This is a genomic window from Candidatus Desulforudis audaxviator MP104C (assembly GCF_000018425.1).
Lineage (GTDB): Bacteria > Bacillota > Desulfotomaculia > Desulfotomaculales > Desulforudaceae > Desulforudis > Desulforudis audaxviator.
In genome coordinates this window covers 2,014,021-2,034,717 of the sequence record NC_010424.1, presented here as the reverse complement: position 1 = coordinate 2,034,717, position 20,697 = coordinate 2,014,021, and the positions used below count along the sequence as shown (strand labels likewise).

Annotated in this window: 19 protein-coding genes and 1 tRNA gene; 11 read left to right on the top strand and 9 right to left on the bottom strand. The window is 61.4% G+C overall.

Annotated elements, in window-relative coordinates; all coding sequences use genetic code 11:
• Positions 1-8 precede the first annotated feature (8 nt).
• The 5 genes from DAUD_RS09760 to ppdK all read right to left on the bottom strand — a co-directional run bounded on the left by DAUD_RS09760 (position 9) and on the right by ppdK (position 6,809).
• A complete protein-coding gene (locus DAUD_RS09760) occupies positions 9-1,796 on the bottom strand; it encodes a fumarate reductase flavoprotein subunit (RefSeq protein ID WP_012302997.1) in 1,788 nt (595 codons plus the stop codon).
• A complete protein-coding gene (locus tag DAUD_RS09755) occupies positions 1,793-2,431 on the bottom strand; it encodes a succinate dehydrogenase/fumarate reductase transmembrane subunit (protein ID WP_012302996.1) in 639 nt (212 codons plus the stop codon). Before DAUD_RS09755 ends, DAUD_RS09760 begins: the two co-directional genes overlap by 4 nt.
• Before the next feature lie 103 nt (positions 2,432-2,534).
• Positions 2,535-3,098, bottom strand: a complete 564-nt coding sequence (locus DAUD_RS09750) for a FumA C-terminus/TtdB family hydratase beta subunit (RefSeq protein ID WP_012302995.1) — start codon at positions 3,096-3,098, stop codon at positions 2,535-2,537.
• A gap of 34 nt (positions 3,099-3,132) precedes the next feature.
• Positions 3,133-3,975 carry a fumarate hydratase gene (locus DAUD_RS09745; RefSeq protein WP_012302994.1) on the bottom strand — a complete coding sequence of 281 codons (843 nt, stop codon included), beginning with the start codon at positions 3,973-3,975 and terminating at the stop codon, positions 3,133-3,135.
• A 161-nt stretch (positions 3,976-4,136) separates the two neighbouring features.
• Entirely contained in the window at positions 4,137-6,809 is a 2,673-nt protein-coding gene (gene ppdK / locus DAUD_RS09740; RefSeq protein WP_012302993.1) for a pyruvate, phosphate dikinase, read from the bottom strand.
• An 867-nt stretch (positions 6,810-7,676) separates the two neighbouring features.
• Between ppdK and DAUD_RS09735 the strand changes: the two genes are divergently transcribed.
• The 9 genes from DAUD_RS09735 (at position 7,677) to DAUD_RS09695 (ending at position 14,975) form a co-directional block, all read left to right on the top strand.
• Positions 7,677-8,231, top strand: a complete 555-nt coding sequence (locus tag DAUD_RS09735) for an NADH-quinone oxidoreductase subunit NuoE family protein (RefSeq protein WP_012302992.1) — start codon at positions 7,677-7,679, stop codon at positions 8,229-8,231.
• On the top strand, positions 8,173-9,873 hold the full coding sequence (locus DAUD_RS09730; RefSeq protein ID WP_083756663.1) for a (2Fe-2S) ferredoxin domain-containing protein: 1,701 nt from the start codon (positions 8,173-8,175) through the stop codon (positions 9,871-9,873). Before DAUD_RS09735 ends, DAUD_RS09730 begins: the two co-directional genes overlap by 59 nt.
• 132 nt (positions 9,874-10,005) lie before the next feature.
• Entirely contained in the window at positions 10,006-11,424 is a 1,419-nt protein-coding gene (locus DAUD_RS09725) for an ISLre2-like element ISCde3 family transposase (RefSeq protein WP_012301744.1), read from the top strand.
• Between the two features lie 128 nt (positions 11,425-11,552).
• Positions 11,553-11,906 (top strand): zinc ribbon domain-containing protein, encoded by a 354-nt coding sequence (locus DAUD_RS09720; RefSeq protein WP_012302990.1) that lies wholly within the window; start codon positions 11,553-11,555, stop codon positions 11,904-11,906.
• Between the two features lie 29 nt (positions 11,907-11,935).
• Positions 11,936-13,513: a DNA recombination protein RmuC gene (locus DAUD_RS09715; protein ID WP_012302989.1), complete on the top strand. Its 1,578-nt coding sequence runs from the start codon at positions 11,936-11,938 to the stop codon at positions 13,511-13,513.
• A gap of 138 nt (positions 13,514-13,651) precedes the next feature.
• Positions 13,652-13,739, top strand: a tRNA-Leu gene (locus DAUD_RS09710).
• A 177-nt stretch (positions 13,740-13,916) separates the two neighbouring features.
• On the top strand, positions 13,917-14,198 hold the full coding sequence (locus DAUD_RS09705) for a hypothetical protein (protein ID WP_012302988.1): 282 nt from the start codon (positions 13,917-13,919) through the stop codon (positions 14,196-14,198).
• The gene (locus tag DAUD_RS09700) at positions 14,195-14,455 is read left to right on the top strand and encodes a hypothetical protein (protein WP_012302987.1); all 261 of its coding nucleotides are present in this window, start codon (positions 14,195-14,197) and stop codon (positions 14,453-14,455) included. The genes DAUD_RS09705 and DAUD_RS09700 overlap by 4 nt, the downstream gene beginning before the upstream one ends.
• A gap of 283 nt (positions 14,456-14,738) precedes the next feature.
• Complete coding sequence (locus DAUD_RS09695; RefSeq protein ID WP_012302986.1) at positions 14,739-14,975, top strand: hypothetical protein; 237 nt, start codon at positions 14,739-14,741, stop codon at positions 14,973-14,975.
• Between the two features lie 105 nt (positions 14,976-15,080).
• On the opposite strand, the gene DAUD_RS09690 is transcribed toward DAUD_RS09695, so the two are convergent.
• The 4 genes from DAUD_RS09690 to lexA form a co-directional block, all read right to left on the bottom strand.
• On the bottom strand, positions 15,081-15,779 hold the full coding sequence (locus DAUD_RS09690) for a 4Fe-4S double cluster binding domain-containing protein (protein WP_041570936.1): 699 nt from the start codon (positions 15,777-15,779) through the stop codon (positions 15,081-15,083).
• Positions 15,780-16,287: 508 nt separating this feature from the next.
• Entirely contained in the window at positions 16,288-17,133 is an 846-nt protein-coding gene (locus tag DAUD_RS09685; protein ID WP_012302983.1) for a YkgJ family cysteine cluster protein, read from the bottom strand.
• Positions 17,134-17,195: 62 nt separating this feature from the next.
• The gene (locus DAUD_RS09680; protein ID WP_012302982.1) at positions 17,196-17,492 is read right to left on the bottom strand and encodes a hypothetical protein; all 297 of its coding nucleotides are present in this window, start codon (positions 17,490-17,492) and stop codon (positions 17,196-17,198) included.
• Between the two features lie 37 nt (positions 17,493-17,529).
• Positions 17,530-18,120, bottom strand: a complete 591-nt coding sequence (lexA, locus tag DAUD_RS11710) for a transcriptional repressor LexA (protein ID WP_012302981.1) — start codon at positions 18,118-18,120, stop codon at positions 17,530-17,532.
• Positions 18,121-18,477: 357 nt separating this feature from the next.
• Between lexA and DAUD_RS09670 the strand changes: the two genes are divergently transcribed.
• Positions 18,478-19,128 (top strand): IS607 family transposase, encoded by a 651-nt coding sequence (locus tag DAUD_RS09670; RefSeq protein WP_012302980.1) that lies wholly within the window; start codon positions 18,478-18,480, stop codon positions 19,126-19,128.
• Entirely contained in the window at positions 19,106-20,629 is a 1,524-nt protein-coding gene (locus DAUD_RS09665) for a hypothetical protein (RefSeq protein ID WP_012302979.1), read from the top strand. Before DAUD_RS09670 ends, DAUD_RS09665 begins: the two co-directional genes overlap by 23 nt.
• The last annotated feature ends 68 nt before the right edge of the window (positions 20,630-20,697 follow it).

Here is a 20,697-nt window from a genome sequence, read left to right as displayed (position 1 = left end):
TTGACCGGCTACGCGGGGGTGGCGCGTTTTCCGGGGTTCAGTTCGGTGATCTGCACCGGTTCGTATTTAAGCTCAGGCATTTCGGCTCCGGGCGGCCAGTAGGCCAGAGTGCGGCACAACCAATTGACATCGTCGCGGTTTGGGTGGTCTTCCCTGAAGTGACTGCCCCTGCTTTCAGTCCGAGCAAGGGCGCCGCAGGCGATGCACAGGGCCAGGCGGACCATGCCGGGAAGCCGGAGGGCGGCACCCAGTTCGGGAACGGCCCCGCGCCCGCTGGAAACCAGTCCCACCCTCCGCGCGCGCTGGTGCAACTCCCCGAGTGCAGCCACCGCCGTCTTCAGCCCGGAGCCGTTCCGGAAAATACCTACGTGTTCCGTCAAGATCCGTCCCATTTGTTTCTTGAGTGCGTAGACATTTTCGCCGCCGTTGTTACCCGCGATAAGGCGCCGGACGCGGTCTTCCTGTGCCGCCAGGTGTTCCGCGACCAAGGCGGACGAGTAGTGAAGAGCCTCTCCTAGGGCAAACTCGGCAACCTTTTTTCCGACGACCGTGCCGGCCACAATGGTCTCGGCCAGAGAATTGCCGCCCAGGCGGTTGAACCCGTGCAGATCCCAGCACGCCGCCTCCCCCACGGCGAACAGTCCTTTCAGCCCGTAAGCCGCCCCGTCGATGTTCGTTCTCACCCCACCCATGATGTAATGCTGGACGGGACGCACCGGAATCAGTTCCCTGGCGGGATCAATCCCCGCGAAGTCCCGGCAGAAAGCCGCCAGACTCCGGAGATGCCGTTCGATGTGGTCTGCCCCCAGATGACGAACGTCCAGCCAAAGGTGCGGCCCGTGGGGACTTTCCACTCCCAGGCCCGCGCGAATGCGCTCCTGCATGCGGCGGGCCGTCACGTCCCGGTACGGCTGTTCGTTGTTCTTCGGCTGATAGTAGGGCATAAAGTAATCCAGGTTGCGGTCCAGCAAGTAGCCGCCGCCTCCCTCGCTGACCGGGATCCAGGTTGGCGGCAGTGTCTTGGGATGAAACTGCACAGCCTCCATGTTACCCAAACAGGTCAGGCCGGTGTCCAGCGCCAAGGAAAGGCCCGTACCTTCGTTGATCACGGAGTTTGTAGACAAGCTGTAAAGGCGCCCGCAGCCGCCGGTGGCAATGACGGTGGCTTTGGCCAGGTAGGCCCTGAAGTCACCGGTGCGCAGACACCGGGCGACGGCGCCGAGACACTTCTTGCCGTCATGGATGAGCGCGATCGCTTCCGTACGGTCGTGAACGGTGATGCCCATGCTGAGCACCATCCCGTCGAGGGCGTACTGCAGGGCGTGCCCGGTGCCGTCGGCGGCGTAGCAGGTTCGCCACTTGGTGGTGCCGCCGAACTTTCTGGCGTTGATAAGCCCGGCACCGGCTTCCGGTTCTTCAACCACGCTGAGGTCGGGCAACCGGCGTTCGCCGGCCGTAATGCGGCTCCACGGCACACCCCAACGCGCCATTTGGCGCACGGCTGCCGGCGCCGTGTTCACGAACAGGCGGACCACGTGCTGATCGCAACCCCAGTCGGCCCCCCTCACTGTGTCCGCAAAGTGAATGTCCGGGCTGTCTCCATGGCTCATGACAGAGTTCCCCAGGGCGGCCTGCAGCCCCCCCTGCGCCACCGTGCTGTGGGAGCGCCTGGGCGGCACCAGGCTGAGGATGACCACTTCCAGTCCCCGGGCGGCGGCTTCAATGGCCGTGCGTTCGCCCGCCAACCCGGCTCCCAGAACCAGGACGTCGGTGATGTGGGTGCGGCTGGGGCTCACCGAACGGCCCCCAGATGGAAAAGCGCCCACAAGGCCGCCAGGTTGACGGACAGGATGAAGGCCGTGGCCGTGCCCACGGCGAACGCCAGGGACCGGCGCCGGAACCGGGCCCACTTGACCAACTGGCGGTAGATGCCGGCAGCGGCGTGGTATTCCGCGACCAGCAAAAGAATGAGGTAGAAGGCGAGATAGTCCGTCTGGACACGGAGGGCGCTCTTCGCCGCCTGGAGGGGCCAGTCGGCAAGCACGACCCAGATGTGGATGGCGGCCGCAACGAGGATGACCAGTCCGGTGACCACCTGAAAGGCCCAGATGTAGGTGTCGGTGTGCCGCATCCTTCCGGCCACCCGCCACACCGCGCGCTGTTCCCGGTAACTGGCCGGAATCCTGCGGGCCACGCCGGCCACATGGACCAGGCCGATCAGGAGTCCCAGACCGATGCCCGCGTAAGAAAGGTAATACTTCTCGAGGAATCGGGCCATACCGTCGAAGGTGGCGGCGCCGGGAATGACGGTGGCCACCAGGAAGGCGTGGACCCACAGGAAGGCCACCAGGAGGAGGCCGCTGACCATTCCGGCGGCTTCCAGGTACAGGTTAACCTTGGGATTCCGGCCCAGGACTTCCGGCTTTTCCATCTCTGCTGCCACCTCCAACCATCGGATCGGTGAGTCCGCAACGTCCCGCCGGGCCGGACACCCGCATGGACTGGCGTAAGGACAGCGCCCGGCGCCGGGTTTCTCAAGTAGCCTGGTTGAGCGCGTAGACTCTACGGCCCTCCAGGTGGAGATCCCCGCCGTGGATATCGTTGATGACCACTACCGGAAAATCGGCCACGGTGTACTCGTAGACGGCCTCCGCGCCCAACCCAGGGAAGGCCGCCAGGCGCACACTCTTTATGTACCGGCTGAGGAGGGCGGCCACGCCGCAGACGGCGCCGAAATAGACGGCCCGGTGTTCCCGCATGGCCTGGGTTACCTCGGCGGAACGGTAGCCCTTGGCGACAACGCCCTTTAAACCCTGGGCGAGCAGGGTCGGGGTGTAGCAATCCATGCGTGTCGCCGTCGTGGGGCCGACCGAACCCACAATGCGTCCCGGGGGCGGGGGCGTGGCCACGGCGTAGTAGATGACCTGGTTCGCCAGGCTAAAAGGCAGCTGCTTTCCTTGGCCGATGTATTGGACGAGACTCTTGTGGGCCGCGTCTCCCACCGTGTACAGTTTTCCGTTCAGGGACACGTGGTCGCCGACGTGCAGGTCGGCGATCACCTCATCGGTCAAAGGCGTGTTGATCTGTTTCTTGTACACTTGCCGCCCTCCAATAGCCGAGAAAACACCGGGGCTAGATCTCCATGGTTTTGTAGCGCGCGGCGCAGCACAGCAGGTTGACCGCCACCGGCAGGGAGGACATGTGGGTCGGAAAAACTTCGACGTGTACGGCCAAAGCCGTAGTCCTGCCCCCGCGTCCCATCGGCCCAATGCCCAACCCGTTGATGGCATCCAGCAGTTCGCTTTCCAGGTACGCTATCGTTTCCAGGGGATGCTTCTGCTCCACCGGTCGAAACAGGGCTTCTTTGGCCAATAGCGCCGCTTTTTCCATAGTTCCGCCCATTCCGACCCCGACGATCACCGGGGGGCACGGATTAGGGCCGGCCTGATCGACCGTTTCCAGAACGAATCTCTTGATTCCTTCCCACCCATCGGCCGTATTGAGCACCTTGACCGTACTCACGTTTTCGCTGCCGGCGCTTTTGGGCATGAGCGAGATCTTTATTCTGTCGCCGTCCACAATCCGGCAGTGAATCACGGCCGGAGTGTTGTCCTTGGTGTTGGTCCGCTCGATGGGATCGTTGACGATCGATTTGCGCAGGTAGCTTCTCCTGGAAGCGTCCCGCACCCCCTGGTTGATAGCCGCGTACAGGCTGCCCCCGCTCACGTGCACCTCCTGTCCGAGATCGACGAGAACGAGCATGATGCCCGTATCCTGGCAGATGGGCAGTTTGTTTTCCGCGGCGAGGGCGGCGTTGGCCAGTATCTGGGCCAGCGCGTCCTTTCCAAGCGGTGATATTTCCGCCGCGTATGCTTTCTGAAAGGCGGAGTGCACGCTTTCTTCCAGGACAAAACTGGCTTCCTCGCAGAGCCTGGCCACGACCTCGGTGATTGCCGCCGCTTCGACAGAGCGCACTTTGGATCAGCCACCCCCATAGCATAGTGGTTCCGCTTCCTAGTTTTTGTGTAGTTTTGAGAAATATGCACGGCACATTTTTTGGGAACACAGATACCCAAGAAAAAAACCCCGCACGGTTGGCGGGGCGATGTTTCAGGAAGGGAGTGTTGCTGACGCTGTTACTTGGTGCCGTAGTCTTTTGCCACTAGACCGTCGTTGGTCACCCGGGCCTGCGCCGCGGCCAGGCGGGCGATCGGCACCCGGTAGGGGGAACAGCTGACGTAGTTCATACCGACCTGGTGGCAAAACTCGATGGACCGGGGCTCACCCCCGTGCTCCCCACAGATCCCGACCAGAAGGTCGGGACGGGTGGAACGCCCCAGTTCAATGCCCATGGCGATCAGCCTGCCGACGCCCTTGCGGTCGAGGACGGCGAAGGGGTTGTCGGGCAAAAGTTTCAACTCCAGGTAGCGGTGCAGGAACTTACCCTCGGCGTCATCCCGGGAAAAACCGAGGGTGGTCTGAGTCAGGTCGTTGGTGCCGAAGGAGAAAAACTCGGCCTCGCGCGCGATTTCGTCGGCCAGGAGGGCCGCCCGGGGCAGTTCGATCATTGTGCCTACGGTGTACTCGAATTCGACCCCCGTCTCCGCCCGCACCTCGGCCGCCGCCTGGTCCACCTGTTGTTTTAGGAACACGAATTCGTTCCGGTCAATGACCAGGGGAATTTCCACCTCGGGGACCGGGTGATGCCCCTCCCGGAGCAGGTCGACGGTGGCCAGAAAGACAGCTCGGGCCTGCATGGCGTAAACCTCGGGGTAGGTGATGCCCAGCCGGCAGCCCCGGTGCCCCAGCATCGGGTTGCACTCCGAGAGGGCGCGGATCTTGCGCAGGAGTTCCTCTTTCTCCCGCAGTTCGGGGGTGTCGCCCGCGGTGAACTGCAGGCGGGTGATGTCCACGTGCAGTTCCTCGATGTCGGGCAAAAACTCGTGCAGCGGGGGATCCAGGAGCCGGATGCAGACCGGCAGGCCGTCCATGGCCTTCAGGATGCCGTAGAAATCCTCCCGTTGCATGGGCAGGAGTTTTTCCAGGGCTGCCCGCCGGGTATCCTCGTCGTCGGCCAGAATCATCTGCTGCACAATGGGCAGCCGGTCGGCACCCATGAACATGTGCTCGGTGCGGCAGAGCCCGATGCCGGCCGCGCCGAACTCACGGGCCTTGGCGGCGTCCGCCGGGGTGTCTGCGTTGCCGCGCACCTCCAGGGTCCGGATTTCGTCCGCCCACTCCAGCAGCCGTTGAAACTCCGGGGACAGTTCCGGGTCGAGCATCGGCGCCGCGCCGAGGATCACCCGGCCGGTGCTGCCGTCGATGGAGATCAAATCACCCTGCCGGACGGTCACGTCGTTCACCGTGAACACCGGTTCCCGGCCCTTGATCCGGATCGCCTCGCAGCCGCAGACGCAGGGCTTGCCCATCCCGCGGGCGACCACCGCGGCGTGGCTGGTCATTCCGCCCCGGGAGGTCAGAATACCCTGGGCGGCCACGATGCCGTGGATGTCGTCGGGGGTGGTCTCGTTCCGGACCAGGATCACCTTTTCACCTTCCTGGGCCAGTTTCTCGGCCGTATCGGCATCAAAGACGGCCTTCCCGGCGGCCGAGCCGGGTGAGGCCGGGAGGCCGGTGGCGATCACGTCAAGTTTGGCCTCCGGGTCGATATGCCGGTGAAGCAGGTGGTCAAGCTGTTCGGGCTCGACGCGGACCACCGCCTCTTCTCGGGAGATGAGGCCCTCATCGACCATGTCCACGGCGATCCGGATGGCGGCCTGGGCGGTCCGCTTGCCGTTCCGTGTCTGGAGGATGTACAGGCGGCCCCGCTCGATGGTGAACTCGATGTCCTGCATGTCCCGGTAGTGCCGGTCCAGAAGTTCGCAGATGTCCCGGAACTGCCTGTACACTTCCGGCAGGTCCGCGGCCAGTTCCTGGATCGGTTTGGGTGTGCGGATGCCGCCCACCACGTCCTCGCCCTGGGCGTTCGTGAGGTACTCGCCATAGACCTCGCGCTCGCCGGTGGAGGGGTTCCGGGTGAAGGCCACGCCCGAACCGGAGTCCTCGCCCATGTTCCCGAACACCATGGCCTGGATGTTCACCGCCGTGCCCAGATCGTCCGGAATCCGGTGGATCTTGCGGTACACCACCGCCCGGTCGTTATACCAGGAATCGAAGACGGCCCGGACCGCCATGGTAAGCTGTTCCAGGGGATCCTGGGGGAAGGGCCGCCGGATTTCCGTTTCAATCAGGCTTTTGTAGCGGGCGATGACTTCCCGCCAGTCGGCGGCGGTCAACTGGTGGTCGTGCTGGACCCCGCGCCGGTCCTTCTGAGCTTGGAGAATACTTTCGAACTGGTAGTGCTCCACGTGCATGACCACGTCGCCGAACATGTTGATGAAGCGCCGGTAGCAGTCGAGGGCGAACCGTTCGTCGCCCGTGGATCGGGCCAGTCCCTCCACGGTGCGGTCGTTCAGTCCCAGGTTCAGGACGGTATCCATCATGCCGGGCATGGAAACCGGGGCGCCGGACCGGACCGAAACCAGCAGGGGATTCTGCTCGTCCCCCAGGACCTTCCCTAGTTTTTGCTCGAGTAGCCGGATGTGCTCCCGGATTTCGTCCATGAGACCGTCTGGCAACCGGCGTCCCTGCAGGTAAAACTCCTTGCAGGCCTCCGTCGTGACGATGAACCCCGGAGGCACCGGCAGGCCAATGTTGGTCATTTCGGCCAGGTTGGCCCCCTTCCCGCCCAAGAGGTTCTTCATCCCGGCGTTGCCTTCTTCAAAGCGGTAGACGTACTTCGTTGACATTGTATTCCTCCCAGATTAAGACTGGCGAACACGTCGCCCGGTACGGTCCGTTTTTCCTTTGAGTGACCGAAAACGGTCCCAGGAGACGAACCGTTTTATACTGGTTTTCTCCACATATGTGGTGGTTCCTGCCCGATAAAGTCGTAGGGACGAAATATTCGGGAGTACAAGCAACCGGGACCGCTGAAAGACGGTGGTGGCGCGCAGACGCCGGCTCATACAAAAACGGAACTGCTTGATGTTTCCACCTGGGGCGTGCCCATGGCGGTTAACCCGACCGCTTCCCACCTGTTCATCGTCAACCCGCTTTCGGGCAACAGCGTGATGAGACTTTTCAGCACCCATCTCCCGATTGCCGACCGCGTGCAAAGACTGCGGAGCATGAGGCGTACTAGAGTCCCGGCGACAGGAAAACACCCCAAGGGTGGCCCACTAAGCCACCCTTTGCTGCCTGAGAAAAGGGCCGGCACAAGGGGTCAGGACCCTAACTTCTAAAGACCCTAAAAGGTGTCAAACACCTTTTTGACCCTTACACCGGCGGAAAGGGAGGAGGGACCTTGATGAAAGGTCCCTCCCGCGTGTTTCCTGTTGCCAACCCGGATGCTTATCCGGATGATCGGGGGCTTCCAGGAACGCCCCCGTTTGACCAGAGTTGATGATTGTTCAGTGGCCGCTGCTACCCGGCTTTCACCTCCCGGTTTCGAGAGTTATGTCGTATCCTGTAATAGATACTTACGGCCCCAGGTCGCACAATATTTCTGAAATCGGGGGCCGAAGGCCATGTAATATCTGCCTCCGTTTCCGGGCGCCACCGACCCGCCCCGCCGGCCCGCATTGCGGGAACAGCAGTGGGGAAAGCTAGGGTCTATGAACGTGGAGGAACGCAACTACCTGGTGCTGGACAAAATCATCGAACGGTACGGCGACAGGCCGGGCGGGTTGATCCGGGTGCTCTACAAGGCCCAGGAGCTGTTCGGGTACCTGTCGCGCGACGTACAGACCCACGTGGCCGAGAAGATGTGCCTGCCCGTGGGGCACGTCCACGGCGTGGCCACTTTCTATTCCCAATTCGTCACCGCCCCGCAGGGCAAAAACGTGGTCCGGGTGTGTATGGGCACCGCCTGCTACGTGAAAAACGCCCAGGACATCCTGAACCGGTTCCGGGAGCTTCTGGGGGTTGAGCCGGACGAGACCACCGCGGACGGCCTGTTCACACTGCGGACCACCCGCTGCATCGGGGCCTGCAGTCTGGCGCCGCTGCTGACGGTAAACGAGAGTGTGCACGGCCACCTCTCCGTGTATGACGTGGCGCGGCTGGTGGACCGATACCGAAAAGAAGGCCCGGACGAGGAGGTCAGCCCGGTTGAGCATAAGCGTCAGCGACCTGCAAGAGATCAGAGAGCGGCACCGCCCCCAAATTGAAGAACGGCTCCAGGATGGGCGGTTGGCCCCGCCCACCCAGGTCCTGGTCTGCACCAGCACCGCCTGCCGGTCGTCCGGCGGCGAACAGCTTTTCAAGGCGCTGCGGCGGGAAATCAAGAACCTCGGCCTGGACGTGCGGGTGGTCAAAACCGGGTGCTACGGCTTTTGCGGCCTCGGATCGGTGGCTGTCGTCCATCCGGGCGCGGTGCTCTACTGCAATATTGACGAGAACGGGGCGGGCAACATCGCCCGCACCCACCTGCGCGACGGGCGGCTGGTACAAAACCTGCTCTACCGGTCGATGAACGGCGAGGGCAACCGGAACTTTCTGCACGAGATTCCCTTTTTCGAGAAACAGCAACGGGTAGTGCTGGACAACTCCGGGCTGATCGACCCGGAGGACATAAACGAATACATCGCCCGGGACGGCTATTTCGCGCTGGCCGAAGTGCTCCGCTCACGAGCCGGTCCGGCGGACGTGGTGGACGCGGTGCGGCGGTCTGGCCTGCGCGGCCGGGGCGGGGCCGGCTTCCCGACCGGGGAAAAGTGGTTTTTCGCCGCGGCCCAGGAAGGCCCGGAGAAATACATCATCTGCAACGCCGACGAGGGCGACCCCGGGGCCTTTATGGACCGGAGCATCCTGGAGGGGAACCCGCACGCCGTGCTCGAGGGCATGCTGATTGCGGGCTACGCCGTCGGGGCGCAAGAGGGCTACGTGTACGTCCGGGCCGAATATCCTCTGGCGGTGAAGCGCCTGGAAATCGCCATCCGCCAGGCGCAGAAACTGGGCCTCCTGGGGAAGGGCATTCTGGGCTCCGATTTCGACTTCGACGTCGACATCGCCCTAGGGGCGGGGGCCTTCGTGTGCGGCGAGGAGACGGCACTATTGCGTTCGGCCATGGGTTTTAGGGGCGAGCCGCGGGTCCGCCCTCCCTATCCGGTGGAAAAGGGACTTTACGACAAGCCGACCATCATCAACAATGTCGAGACCCTCGCCAATGTTCCGGCGATCATCCGGAACGGCCCGGAGTGGTTTGCCGCTATGGGCACCGAAGGCAGCAAGGGCACCAAGATTTTCTCGCTGGCCGGACAGATCAAGAACACCGGGCTGATCGAAGTGCCCATGGGCATCAGCCTGGCCGACATCGTTTATGACATCGGGGCTGGGCCCCCGCCCGGGCGCCGGATCAAGGCCGTGCAGACCGGGGGACCTTCCGGGGGCGCGGTGCCCGCCGAACTCTTAGACGTGCCGGTCGACTACGAATCGCTCCAGGCCGTCGGGACCATTATGGGTTCCGGGGGGCTGATCGTCCTGGATAACACCGACTGCATGGTGGACCTGGCCAAGTTCTACATGCAGTTCGCGGCCCACGAGTCCTGCGGCGCCTGCACACTCTGCCGGGTCGGCGTGGTGCACGTCGTGGACATTCTGGAGCGGATCACTCAGGGCGAAGGGACTCTGGACGACCTGCAGGAACTCGAGGAGTTGGCGTACGACGTCCGGGACGCCTCCCTGTGCGGGCTGGGCCAGACGGCGGCTAACCCCGTGCTGTCCACCATGAAGTATTTCTGGGACGAATACCTGGCCCACGTCCGGGACCGCCGTTGTCCGGCCGGCGTGTGTAACGCGCTTTCCCACTGACCGCCGCCGCAACGCTTATTCTTCGGTGTGAGTGTAAGGTTTAAGTAGGAGATGTGAGGTCGGAAATAGAAGTGAGACCTCAAAACGGCTTCCCCTGAGGGGAAGCCCTCCCCGCCAAAGGAGTGAGGTCTCATGTTCAAGATTCGCTTTCTGCTTGAGGTAGTCCTGTTTCTGGCCAAGGGAATTTTTGAGGTGTTCAGGTCGGTGCGCAATGTGGATGAGTTGGAAGAGCGGGTGCAGCGGTTGGTTCAACAGGCAGGCGGCAAAATGCTGGAGGAGGCGCTGGCACACATTGACCTTGAGTTAAGCGGCAAGCGGGATCCAGCCCTCAAGAACGTGGGACAGCGGTCGCGGACCCTGGTCACCAGCTTCGGTGAGATTACGGTTAAGCGCCGACTGTACCGTAACCAGAAGACCGGCGCGTACCGGTTCCTTCTGGACGAAGCCTTGGGAATCCCTGAACGCCAACGGGTGACACCGCGGATGACCCGTATGATCCTGGAGCTAGGCACGGAGATGCCCTTCAGGCGCGCGGCCCGGGTTATGGGTTTTCTAGTACCGGGGATTCACTGGATGACCGTCTGGTCTAAGGTTCAGGATGCTGGAGAAAAGGCCGCCCGGGATGCTGAGGCACTACGCGAGGCCGTCTTTGAAGACGGTGTGGTTCCTGAAGGCGGCAAGGAGGTTCGGGAGTTATCCATTGAAGCCGATGGTGTAGTAATACCCTTGCAGCGGTCGCCCAAGGCGTTTGGTGAGATCAAGCTGTTTATCGGCTACGAGGGCAGGGAACAAAAGACCCGGAAACTGGTGAACCGTTACACGGTGGCCACCGCCAGGGGCAGCCGGGTGGCTTGGGAAGACACCGGGGCGGCCTTCGGCCACAAGTGGGACCTTAGCAGGGTAGAGCGGATCCGCATTGGTGGGGACGGCGCCGAGTGGATCAAACAAGGCCTGGAGATGTTCCCCGGGGCGACTTACCACCTTGACCCCTTCCACCTGCGCCGGCGTTTAACCGAGGCTTTAAGTTACAGCAGCAACGTCTATGAAACTGTCACCGAAGGGTTAGCCGAGCTAAACCAAGATGCGGTAGTTTCCGCCTTGGATCAGGCGATTCGGGTCAACCGGGGTGCACGCCGTAACGGGATCATGCGGCTTAAGGAGTATCTCCTGGCTAACTGGCAAGGTATCGCCGCCTTGCCGGAGGGAGACCGTTTAGGTGCGATCGAGGGCCAGGTCCGTCACACCATCGCCAGGCGAACAAAGCGGATTGGGGCGCGTTGGAGCCCGGCCGGTGCGGAACGGATGGGACGCCTGTTAGCGGTACGGGCTAATGATGAGCTGGACAGATACGTGGTACACTCGGAACCCCGGTTCGACCTACTGAAAAAGGCTGTCGGAGCCGAGGCAATCCAACTGCCCAAACGCTTCGGCAAAGATCCCGAGGCCTGGCTTCAAGCCAACGTGCCCGCCCTTGAAGGACCGCACGCCGGAAAACACTGGGTCAAGCACATAGTAAGAGAGATTAGTTCACCGAGGTGGTCTACGGTCTAATTCAAATTAAATCGGCTGGGAGATCGCCTACTAAGTCTTGACACGGACTTCTTCGGTACCGGCGTTGACGTTCAAGTGCCGGAAGCCATATTATCTTTGTAAGGCAGGATTAAACTGGAGTGGTGGCCATGAATATCTGGGACCGGGTGCGCAAGGGAACCCAGACCGTCTCCGAGAAATCCAGCGGACTTCTGGAGATGGCCCAGACCCGGGCGGCGATCACCAAGCTCGAAACCGAAAAGATCAGGAAGTTCACCGAACTAGGCGAACTGACCTACCGGGTCTACAACCGGGAGCACGTGGCGGACGCCGAAATGGAGAAGCTCTGCAATGAGATCCAGGACCTGGACCGGGAACTGGAGGCGCACCGTGCCCGGTTGGAGGGCGCGACCCCGGTCTGCCCGGGCTGCTCGCGGCCGGTGAAGCCGGAGGCCAGGTACTGCCCGGAGTGCGGTCAGTCCCTCCGCCCCGTGAGACCCTAGTAGTTCTTTAAGGAGCCGGGTGAACAGCAATGGGTGAGGCCGGGCTTTTTGTTCTGTTTTTGTTGATCGGACTGGCCCTCGGGGCGGCCGGCGCCTGGCTGGCGCTGCGCCACCGGGCGGCCGCGGCCGCGGCGCAGGCCCGGTCCGCCGGCGAAGCGGAGCGGTCGGTGCTGGCGGCCCGGCTGGAGGTCGCGGAGCGGCGGAGCGCGGAACTCGCCGCCGGGGCCGCCGAGCGGGAGGCGCGTCTCGATCAACTCCAACAGGAATTAGCCGGTGAGTTGGCGCGGCGGGCAGCCGCTGAGGAGTCGGCCCGGCGGATACCGGCCTTGGAAGCCGAGATCGAGGCGCGGGAGGCCCGGCTCACGGCGGCGAACCAGTCAATCAGCGACCTCAGGTCCCGGGTGGCGGAACTGGAGACCACCGTGGAAAAGGAGCGCCAAGCCGCGGCGGAGAAGCTCCGCCTGCTGGACGAGGCCCGGCAGAAGCTCACGGACGCCTTCAAGGCCCTCTCGGCCGAAGCGCTGACCAGTAATAGCCGGGCCTTTCTGGATCTGGCCCGGATCACCCTGGAGAAGTACCAGGAAGCGGCCCGGGGAGACCTGGAAAAACGGCAGCAGGCGATCTATGAGCTGGTTAAGCCCGTTCGGGAATCCCTGGACAAGGTGGACACCGAAATACGCCAGTTGGAAAAGGCGCGGGTGGGGGCCTACGAGGCGCTGCAAGAGCAGGTCCGTTCCTTGCTTGAGACCCAGCACCAGCTGCGCTCGGAGACCTCGAACCTGGTGCGTGCCCTGCGCACGCCCGTGGCGCGCGGCCGCTGGGGCGAGATCCAGCTCAAGCGCGTGGTGGAAATGGCTGGGATGCTGGAGCACTGCGATTTCTACGAGCAGGAGAGCGTGGATACCGGCGAGGGCCGGCTGCGTCCGGACCTGCTGGTCCGGCTGCCCGGCGGGAAAAACATCGTTGTGGACGCCAAGGCGCCCCTCGGCGAGTACCTGGAGGCCGTCGGCGCGGAAGATGACGGGGTGCGCCGGGAGAGACTCCAGAACTATGCCCGCCTGGTGCGTAAACACATGGCCGAACTCGGCAAGAAGTCCTACTGGGACCAGTTTCAGCCGGCACCCGAATTCGTGGTGCTCTTTTTGCCCGGAGAGATGTTTTTCAGCGCGGCGCTCCAGCACGACCCGGCGCTCATCGAGTTCGGCGTCGAGCAACACGTGATTCCGGCGACGCCGACCACCCTGATCGCGCTCCTGCGGGCGGTGGCCTACGGCTGGCGGCAGGAGCGGCTGGCCCAAAACGCCAGGGAGATCAGCGACCTGGGGCGCGAGCTTTACAAACGGCTTTCCGATATGGGCGGCCACATGGCCAGGCTCGGCAAAAACCTGGGGAACGCCGTGGACGCCTACAACAAGACGGTAGGCTCGTTAGAGTCCCGGGTGCTGGTCAGCGCGCGCCGGTTCAAAGACCTGGACGCGGCCTCCGTAGGCGTGGATCTGGGTGAATTGAACCCGGTCGAACAATCGGCCCGTGCCGTCCAGGCTCCGGAACTCCTGGCCCCGGCCGGCGGATCGGACGAGGCGGCTGCGGCCGGGGAGGATGAATAAGCCCTGCTGATGGAGGTTTGCCGAAGCCGAAAAGGGCCGCGCGGCCGCCGCGCCGGAGCAGGTTTATTGACCGGGCCGGTACCGGGTAGTATAATTGAAATGCGGCGCACCTTTGCTAGTGCGTCCTCTGTGTCGCTTGCCGGAGTGGCGGAATAGGCAGACGCAAGGGACTTAAAATCCCTCGGGTGTTACACCCGTGTGGGTTCGACCCCCACCTCCGGCACCACTAATTTTCAATATAAGTCCAATTCCCGAAAACCCGAGGTGCGTGAGTCTGAAGTGGTGACGCCACGGTATAACTAGCCGTGGCGTTTTTCCTATTGTCACCGCTGGCAAAGCAGGTTATAATCGAAGCAGCAATACAGAAACGCAGTAATGCTGTCAAACGACCGGAGGGATAAACATGGGCGAAGTCGTGGGTAACGTATTTGTGCAGAAGCGGGGTGTGGTCAGCCTGGGATTGGTCAAGGGCCGGATTCCACTTGAGGACGGGGACGTGCTTCAGGTAATGATTGAAGACGGCAAAATCGTGCTGGTACCGATGAAACTGATTCCCGCGGAACAAGCCTGGTTCTGGACTACAGAATGGCAGGAAGCGGAGAGACAGGCGCAGGCGGACATCAAGACCGGAAGAACAAAGGCTTTCCCCAACGTAGATGAACTGCTGGAGGATCTGGACTCGTGAGGTTCGAACGGACCGAGCGGTTCAAGAGGGCTTACCTCAAGCTGGATGAGCAGAAGCGCCAAGCACTAAAAAAGGCCCTGCGGCTGATGTCCACCGACATCAACCATCCTTCAATCCGGGTCAAGAAAGTCCAAGGCACAAAAGACGTTTGGGAAGCCAGAGCCTCAGCGGGCCTGCGCCTCACCTTCACTTGGGTGGGAGACCTGATCATTCTCCGCAACTGCGGCGAACACGACAAAACCTTGAAGCGCTGCTAAGCCGTAGCGGCCTCGGATAAAACTCGGCTACGATCTACCGCCTTGGCATCGGTTCACACAAGCAACAGAACACTGGTGATCCACGGTTTTACCTCTTTTGCCTGCTTTGCACAGCGGTGAAAGGGGTTTATGATTGCGGCCTTGCAGGATGCCGCCTGGCACGTGCACGCCCTGACAATGGAATAGCGGTTTCGGCAGGGAATTAGCAGGTTCCGGCGAAGTTGCCTTGAGTGAAAGAATCAGGCTTGTTGTACAGTGTGGAAAGGGTGGGGGGTACGTGGGAATGTACAGGCGCCTGCTGTTGGTTGTTTTCGTGGTGGCGGCGGCGACGGCCGTTGCGGCTGCTCCGTGCTATGCGCAGACCGGGATCGGGCCGTTGCGTGAAACCATTGAGCAAACCCTGCGCCTGGACGGTGTTGCCGAACCTTTTCGAACCGTCATCTTCTACGGACTTGTGGGACTGGTACTGGGGGGTCTGTACGGTGCGGTCAAGACCCTCTTGGACCAGCGGAAGCGATAGGATGAAGGGGAAGAAAGGCGAGCGGCTCGGAACCACCATCGAACGACTGGGGTTTAAGGAATTCCAGCGGCGAATTCTGGATTAGTGGATCACATCGCGGTACAGCTAGGTGGCATTCCGGTCCCGGTGGCCCTGAGGGCAAACCCCTACGCAGACTCCACACACCGGTAGAACGGGACTCCGCCCCGCCCGTTCCACAGCTTCGCGGCAGCGGGTGGTGTCCAGAAGCGCCCCTCGCGGCAAACCGGCCTTCCAGGCTGTGCCGGTGAGGGCCCGGGTTGGACAGGCATCGACGCATTCGGTACAGCGTCCGCAACGGGAGGCCTTGAAGGGGCTGCCCGCCGACAGGTTCAGATCGGTCAGCACGGTTACCAGCCGCACACGGGGTCCGTACGCGGGCGTGATCAATAGGGCGTTCTTGCCGATCCAGCCCAGCCCGGCGCGGGTGGCCGCCGTCTTGTGCGGAAAGAGACCCCGGAGTTCCTCGGCGCTGGCCCGGACCGAGGCCGGCACGACCAGGGCGCGGCCGCCGGCCCGCCGCAGGTGCTGCGCGGCCAGGCCCGCCAATTCATCCAGCTTCTCGTTGGCCCGGCGGTAAAATCTTAGATACGCCGGGGTCGGACCGGCAACGATTTCTCGGGCGACCTCGTCCGGCAGCCGCAAGGCAATGGAGACGGCTCGCGGGTAGGGTTGCAGGCCCGGGGGCAAGAGCCCGGTCAGGTCGGCGAACCCGACGAGGCAGGCCCCGGCCGTTTCCAGACGCCGGCGGAGGTGGACGACATTCAGACCCGTCACGTGCGCCATCGCCCCCTCCACTTAACATCCCTCGGATTATAGCACGGATTCTGCAGCCCTGCCCGTGGAAAACACCGGGTTGGCCCTGTCGACTAAATCCGTGTTGGTCTCCCAGTCGGGGGTCATTACTCCGGCCGCAGTGAGCGTCGACGTGAAGATCGTGGACGGCAAGGGCGAGTCTCAGGTCTCGGCAAGCACTTCCCTGGATAAAACTTCAACCAAGAAAAGCAAGTCGGTGACTCTCACTGTGCCCGCCGGCCTCCGGGGGCAAGTACGACGTGGTGGTGGCCGGGCGCACGAGCGGTACGGCGTTGGCCGTCCAATAAGGAAGCGGTTCAGCTGTCGAGCCATCCCGTCGGTGTGGCGGTCCGGTTCGTGATCGGGCAGGCCGGGCGCTGGGCGGGTAACGCCTACCAGACTACGGACTGCGCGCCTATGCTGCTGAATGGCCGCACTTTCCTGCCGGTCCGCCACGTGGGCGAGCCCCTCGGCTGGCAGTTCACCGGTCTTAGCGCGTTCACTCTTTTCCGGTCAGGAGCACCGGTCGGACCCGGTCCATCAGGTTGCCCCCGAAAGCGGTTCCGGGTTCAGCCTCATTGACCCTTCTGGCTCGCGGGCCGTACCCCAGCACGGCGGCGAGGTCGGTCAGGATCACCTTCAGCGCCAGCAGCCGGCGCCGGTAGAACTCCTCGTGGTCAACCGCGGTCTCCGGAATGCCCAGGCGGGCGCGCAGGATCTCGGGACCGTACAGGAACGGGATGATCATTCTGACGGTGTCCTCGTGCAGCCACTTCCGGGACCGAAGGGTGTCCACCGCGTAGTGGATCAGTTCCAGGTGCAGGTCGGAGAGTTCGTGGTAGTGTCCCAATTCCGAATCGGCGATCCACTCCTCCAGGGTCCAGCGCCGCGAGCCGCCGTGGCACAAGCACCCGGGGTTGGGAGGGAGCAGAAAAAGCCGCTCCTCCTTCCGGGGCGGATCACCGGGTGCGAACCGGACGGCCCGGGCCACGGGGTGGGCCCGGCAGTTTCGGGGCCGGGCCGGGTACACCCGGCATAACTTGTCGTCCCCGAGAAAGGCGCAAACTCCTTCGGCGGCGTGCCGGAGCTTGACCACCGGCCAGTTCCACTCGGGTCCCAGTTCAAAGAGACAGTAGCGGCGTACGAACTCCTGTCCGGTGAGGCCCAGGTGCCGGCCGAGCGTTTCGACGTCCCAGGGATCGAGGAAGATCTCAATCTCCTGGCAGCACAGGCCCATACACTCTTCCTGGCACTCGAAGTAAAAAACGTGGTCTTTGTCCAGGCCCCGCAGGGCATCTTCCTCCAGCTTTTGCAGGTATTCACGGTGCACTTTCCCTATGAACACAACCAGCTCCCTTCTTGGCGGATTAACCAGTCAGTCCAACCGCAAGCGGCTTAGAGCCGCCCCTAACTCCGGGGGCCGTCGAACTGGCCCCGCAGCCAGCGGAACTCGCAATTGCGGCAGTAGAACATCTCGAGCCGCTCCGCGGGAATCAAGAGGACCACCCCGATCACCGCGAGGCCGCCCAGCCAGACGTAGAGGGCCGCGGTCACCAGGGCCGGAGACAGGAAATAGCCCAGGAAGAAGAGCAGGGCGGTCAGAATACCGATCACCATGATCAGCCCCTTGATCAGAATGCGTTTCCCGCGGACCGTCACTTTAGTGGACCGGCAGTTGGGGCACCGCAGTGTCTCTTTCTCCATTGATGCACTCCTTCCGGTGGGGTTCCGCCCAGCAATACTATACCCTTTTGATTACATTTGTTACAACCCCAACAATTTCGATCTCCCCGGCCTCCAGCCGGAGGGGGCGAAACCGGCGGTTGGCCGGTTCCAGGGAGACCACCCGGTCGGTGCGGTAGTACCGCTTGCAGGTGACCTCGCCCTCCACCCTGGCGATCACGACCTGGCCGTTTTCGGCGGTGGGCTGGAGCCGCACCAGGACGTAGTCCCCGCTGTCGATGCCGAGGTCTTGCATGCTTTCCCCCCGGACCTCCAAGCAAAAGGTGTCCTCCGAAGCCAGCTTGCGGGGAAGCGGCAGGTAATCCAGGATTACTTCCTCGGAGACAACAGGGCCTCCGGCCGGGACGCGGCCCAGGACCGGGACTTCGACCACTTGGCTGGAGAACCGGTCCTGCCCCTGCAGCAATTGTCCCGGCGCGACCTGCAGGGCACCGGCCAGTTTCTCCAGGCTTTTCAGGCTGGGTGAGGTGCGACCGACCTCAATGTCGCTCAAGTACTGGGACGACAGCCCGGCCTTCCGCGCGAGTGCGCGCTGGCTCAGCCCCGATTCCTCGCGCAGGCGCCTGATGGTTTCTCCTACTCCCGGCATCGGGAAACGCCTCCTTCCGGAAATTACGTATTATTACCAGCATACCAGACAAACAGGTCCCTGCCAAGCACCACGCGGGCAGGTATTTACGGATGTACGGCATTAAGCCGTTTTTGTCGGAATGGGGCAGGACTTCGCCCGGACACGCGGAGTCTAAAAGAGTGTTTGACGTGAAGGATGGATGGAGGGAACAACCAGCCAGGAACCCGGCTGAAAACGGAAAAACATCATCCAAAACTTTAAAATTTCTATGGAGGGGGTCGAAGTGTTGTACCGGGTAAACAAGCGGGCTGTCAGCAGTTGAACAATTAACTATACATATACATATAAAGAAATACGTGGTATAATATACCCACTATGGAAAAGCTCTATCCGATGCATGAAACAATGAAAATCCTAGGTGTATCTTTAAAAACACTCCAGCGCTGGGATAAAGCGGGCAAAATAAAAATTGTTCGCACTCCCGGCGGTAGGAGGAGGATCCCCGAATCTGAGATCAAAAGGCTACTTGGGGAAAAGGAACCGGTGTCTGCCGGCCGGGTGCTGGCCATTTACGCCCGGGTTTCTTCCCACGAGCAGAAAGCCAAAGGAGACCTGGACAGGCAAGTTGAGTCGGTCAGGAAGAAATTCGACCACCGCCTCTTCGACGATATTCTGGTGGTCACCGACGTTTCCTCCGGCTTAAATGACAGAAGAAAGGGTCTGCTAAAACTGATGCAGTTAGCCCGCAAAGGCAAAATAACCGACCTGGCCGTAAGCTACAAAGACAGGCTGACCCGTTTCGGTTTCAACTACCTGAAAACCTGTTTTGAAAGCTATGGCGTGAAAATCCACGTCATAAATGGTGAAGGAGACAAGAAAACGGTTTACGAAGAACTGGTGGAAGACCTCCTCAGTATCGTCACCAGTTTTTCCGGAAAGCTCTACGGCATCAGGAGTAAGAAAAAAGAAGAAGTGACCTCAAAAATAAGGGAGGTGATTGAAAATGCAGGCCACCTACCGGGCTAGAATAGATGAAAGAGTACACTACCCTTATTTCGACGCCATGGTCGAATACTTCGGCCGTCTGGAAAGGAAACTCTTCGTTGGCCATTACGTCCGCGGAGCACCGGTAACCGAGCTTAAAAAAAGGTATATAAAAGAGTACAGGATAACTGCCCGGCAGTTCAATTCACTTAATAACAGCCTTTCCGGGAAAATCGAATCGATAAGAGAGATCCAGGAATACCAGGAACGCGACCTCCTGGGCCGCATTGCTTCGACGGAGAAGGCGATTAAGGAAAAAGAAGAAAAACGGGATAAAATTATAAAGTCACTCAAGAAACTCCAGCCCCGCACGGAGAAGTGGCAGGAGAAAATCGACCGGTTAAAGGGAATCAAGTTTATCATTCACCAGAAAAAGAGGAGGCTGCGGAACCTCCGGCAGAGACTGGAGAACCTGAGCAAAGACATGGCACGGGGCATCGTCCGGATCTGTTTTGGCACCCGCAAGCTCTTCAAGGCCCAGCACAATTTGGCGGCGAACGGTTTTAAGGACCACGCAGAGTGGGTCACTGCCTGGAGAAAAGCGCGTTCTTCCAGCTTTTTTATTCTTGGCTCAAAGGACGAGACCTGCGGCAACCAGACCTGCACGTACTTTCGGGACAACACCCTGAGGATACGGGTAGCCGGTAAGTTCACCAAAGAATTCGGCAGATACATCGAGTTGACCGGCATCGTTTTTCCCTACGGCCAGGAACACCTGGACAGGGCCAGGACAGTTAGAAGAATTGTCAAGGGCAGGAAGGAATGCACAGCGGCTATATCCTACCGTTTTCTCCGCAGGGGTGATAGCTGGTACGTACATGCGACGACGGAGGTGGAAGCTTCGCCGCTGCGGACCAGCAGATGGAATGGCGCCGTGGGTATTGACTTAAACGACGACTTCCTCCGGGTGAGCGACATTGACCGCTTCGGCAATCCTTTAAACGAATTCGAAATCCCGGTTCCGATGCGTGACAGGAGTAAAAACCAGGTAAAAGCTGCTCTGGGCGAAGCAGTCAAAAAAGCAGTTCTGTACGCGAAGGAAAGAGGGAAACCCATAGCAATCGAGAACCTGGACTTCGCCAAAAAGAAACAGGCCCTGCGGGAGTCAGGTACAAAACATGCCAGGATGCTCTCCGGCTTGACTTACAGGCAATTCCGTATGATGGTGGAATCCTGTATCCTCCGGGAAGGGGTGGAACTCCTGAAGCCTGATGGGAAAAACGTTGATCCCTTCGCCACATCAGTCATCGGGCAGCTCAAGTTCATGGTCCGTTACGGCTTGTCCTCCCACGGTTCAGCGGCCTGCGTCATTGCCCGGCGCGGCCTGGGATTTAAGCTGGAAAAAGCGACAAAAAGCTCCGTGTTGAAACTACCCGAAAGGAAGAGGACTTCCAGGCGCAATTACTGGTTGAGAGTATCCAACAGGCTTAAAAAGACTCATTTCAGCGACAGGGTAGCGCTTCTTTACGCAGACAGGTTTTAGATTCTGCGCCGGTCTGGCAGGTGGAGGGCAGCGGCAACGCTTCCCGGGGACCTGCAAGGATGCCCGGG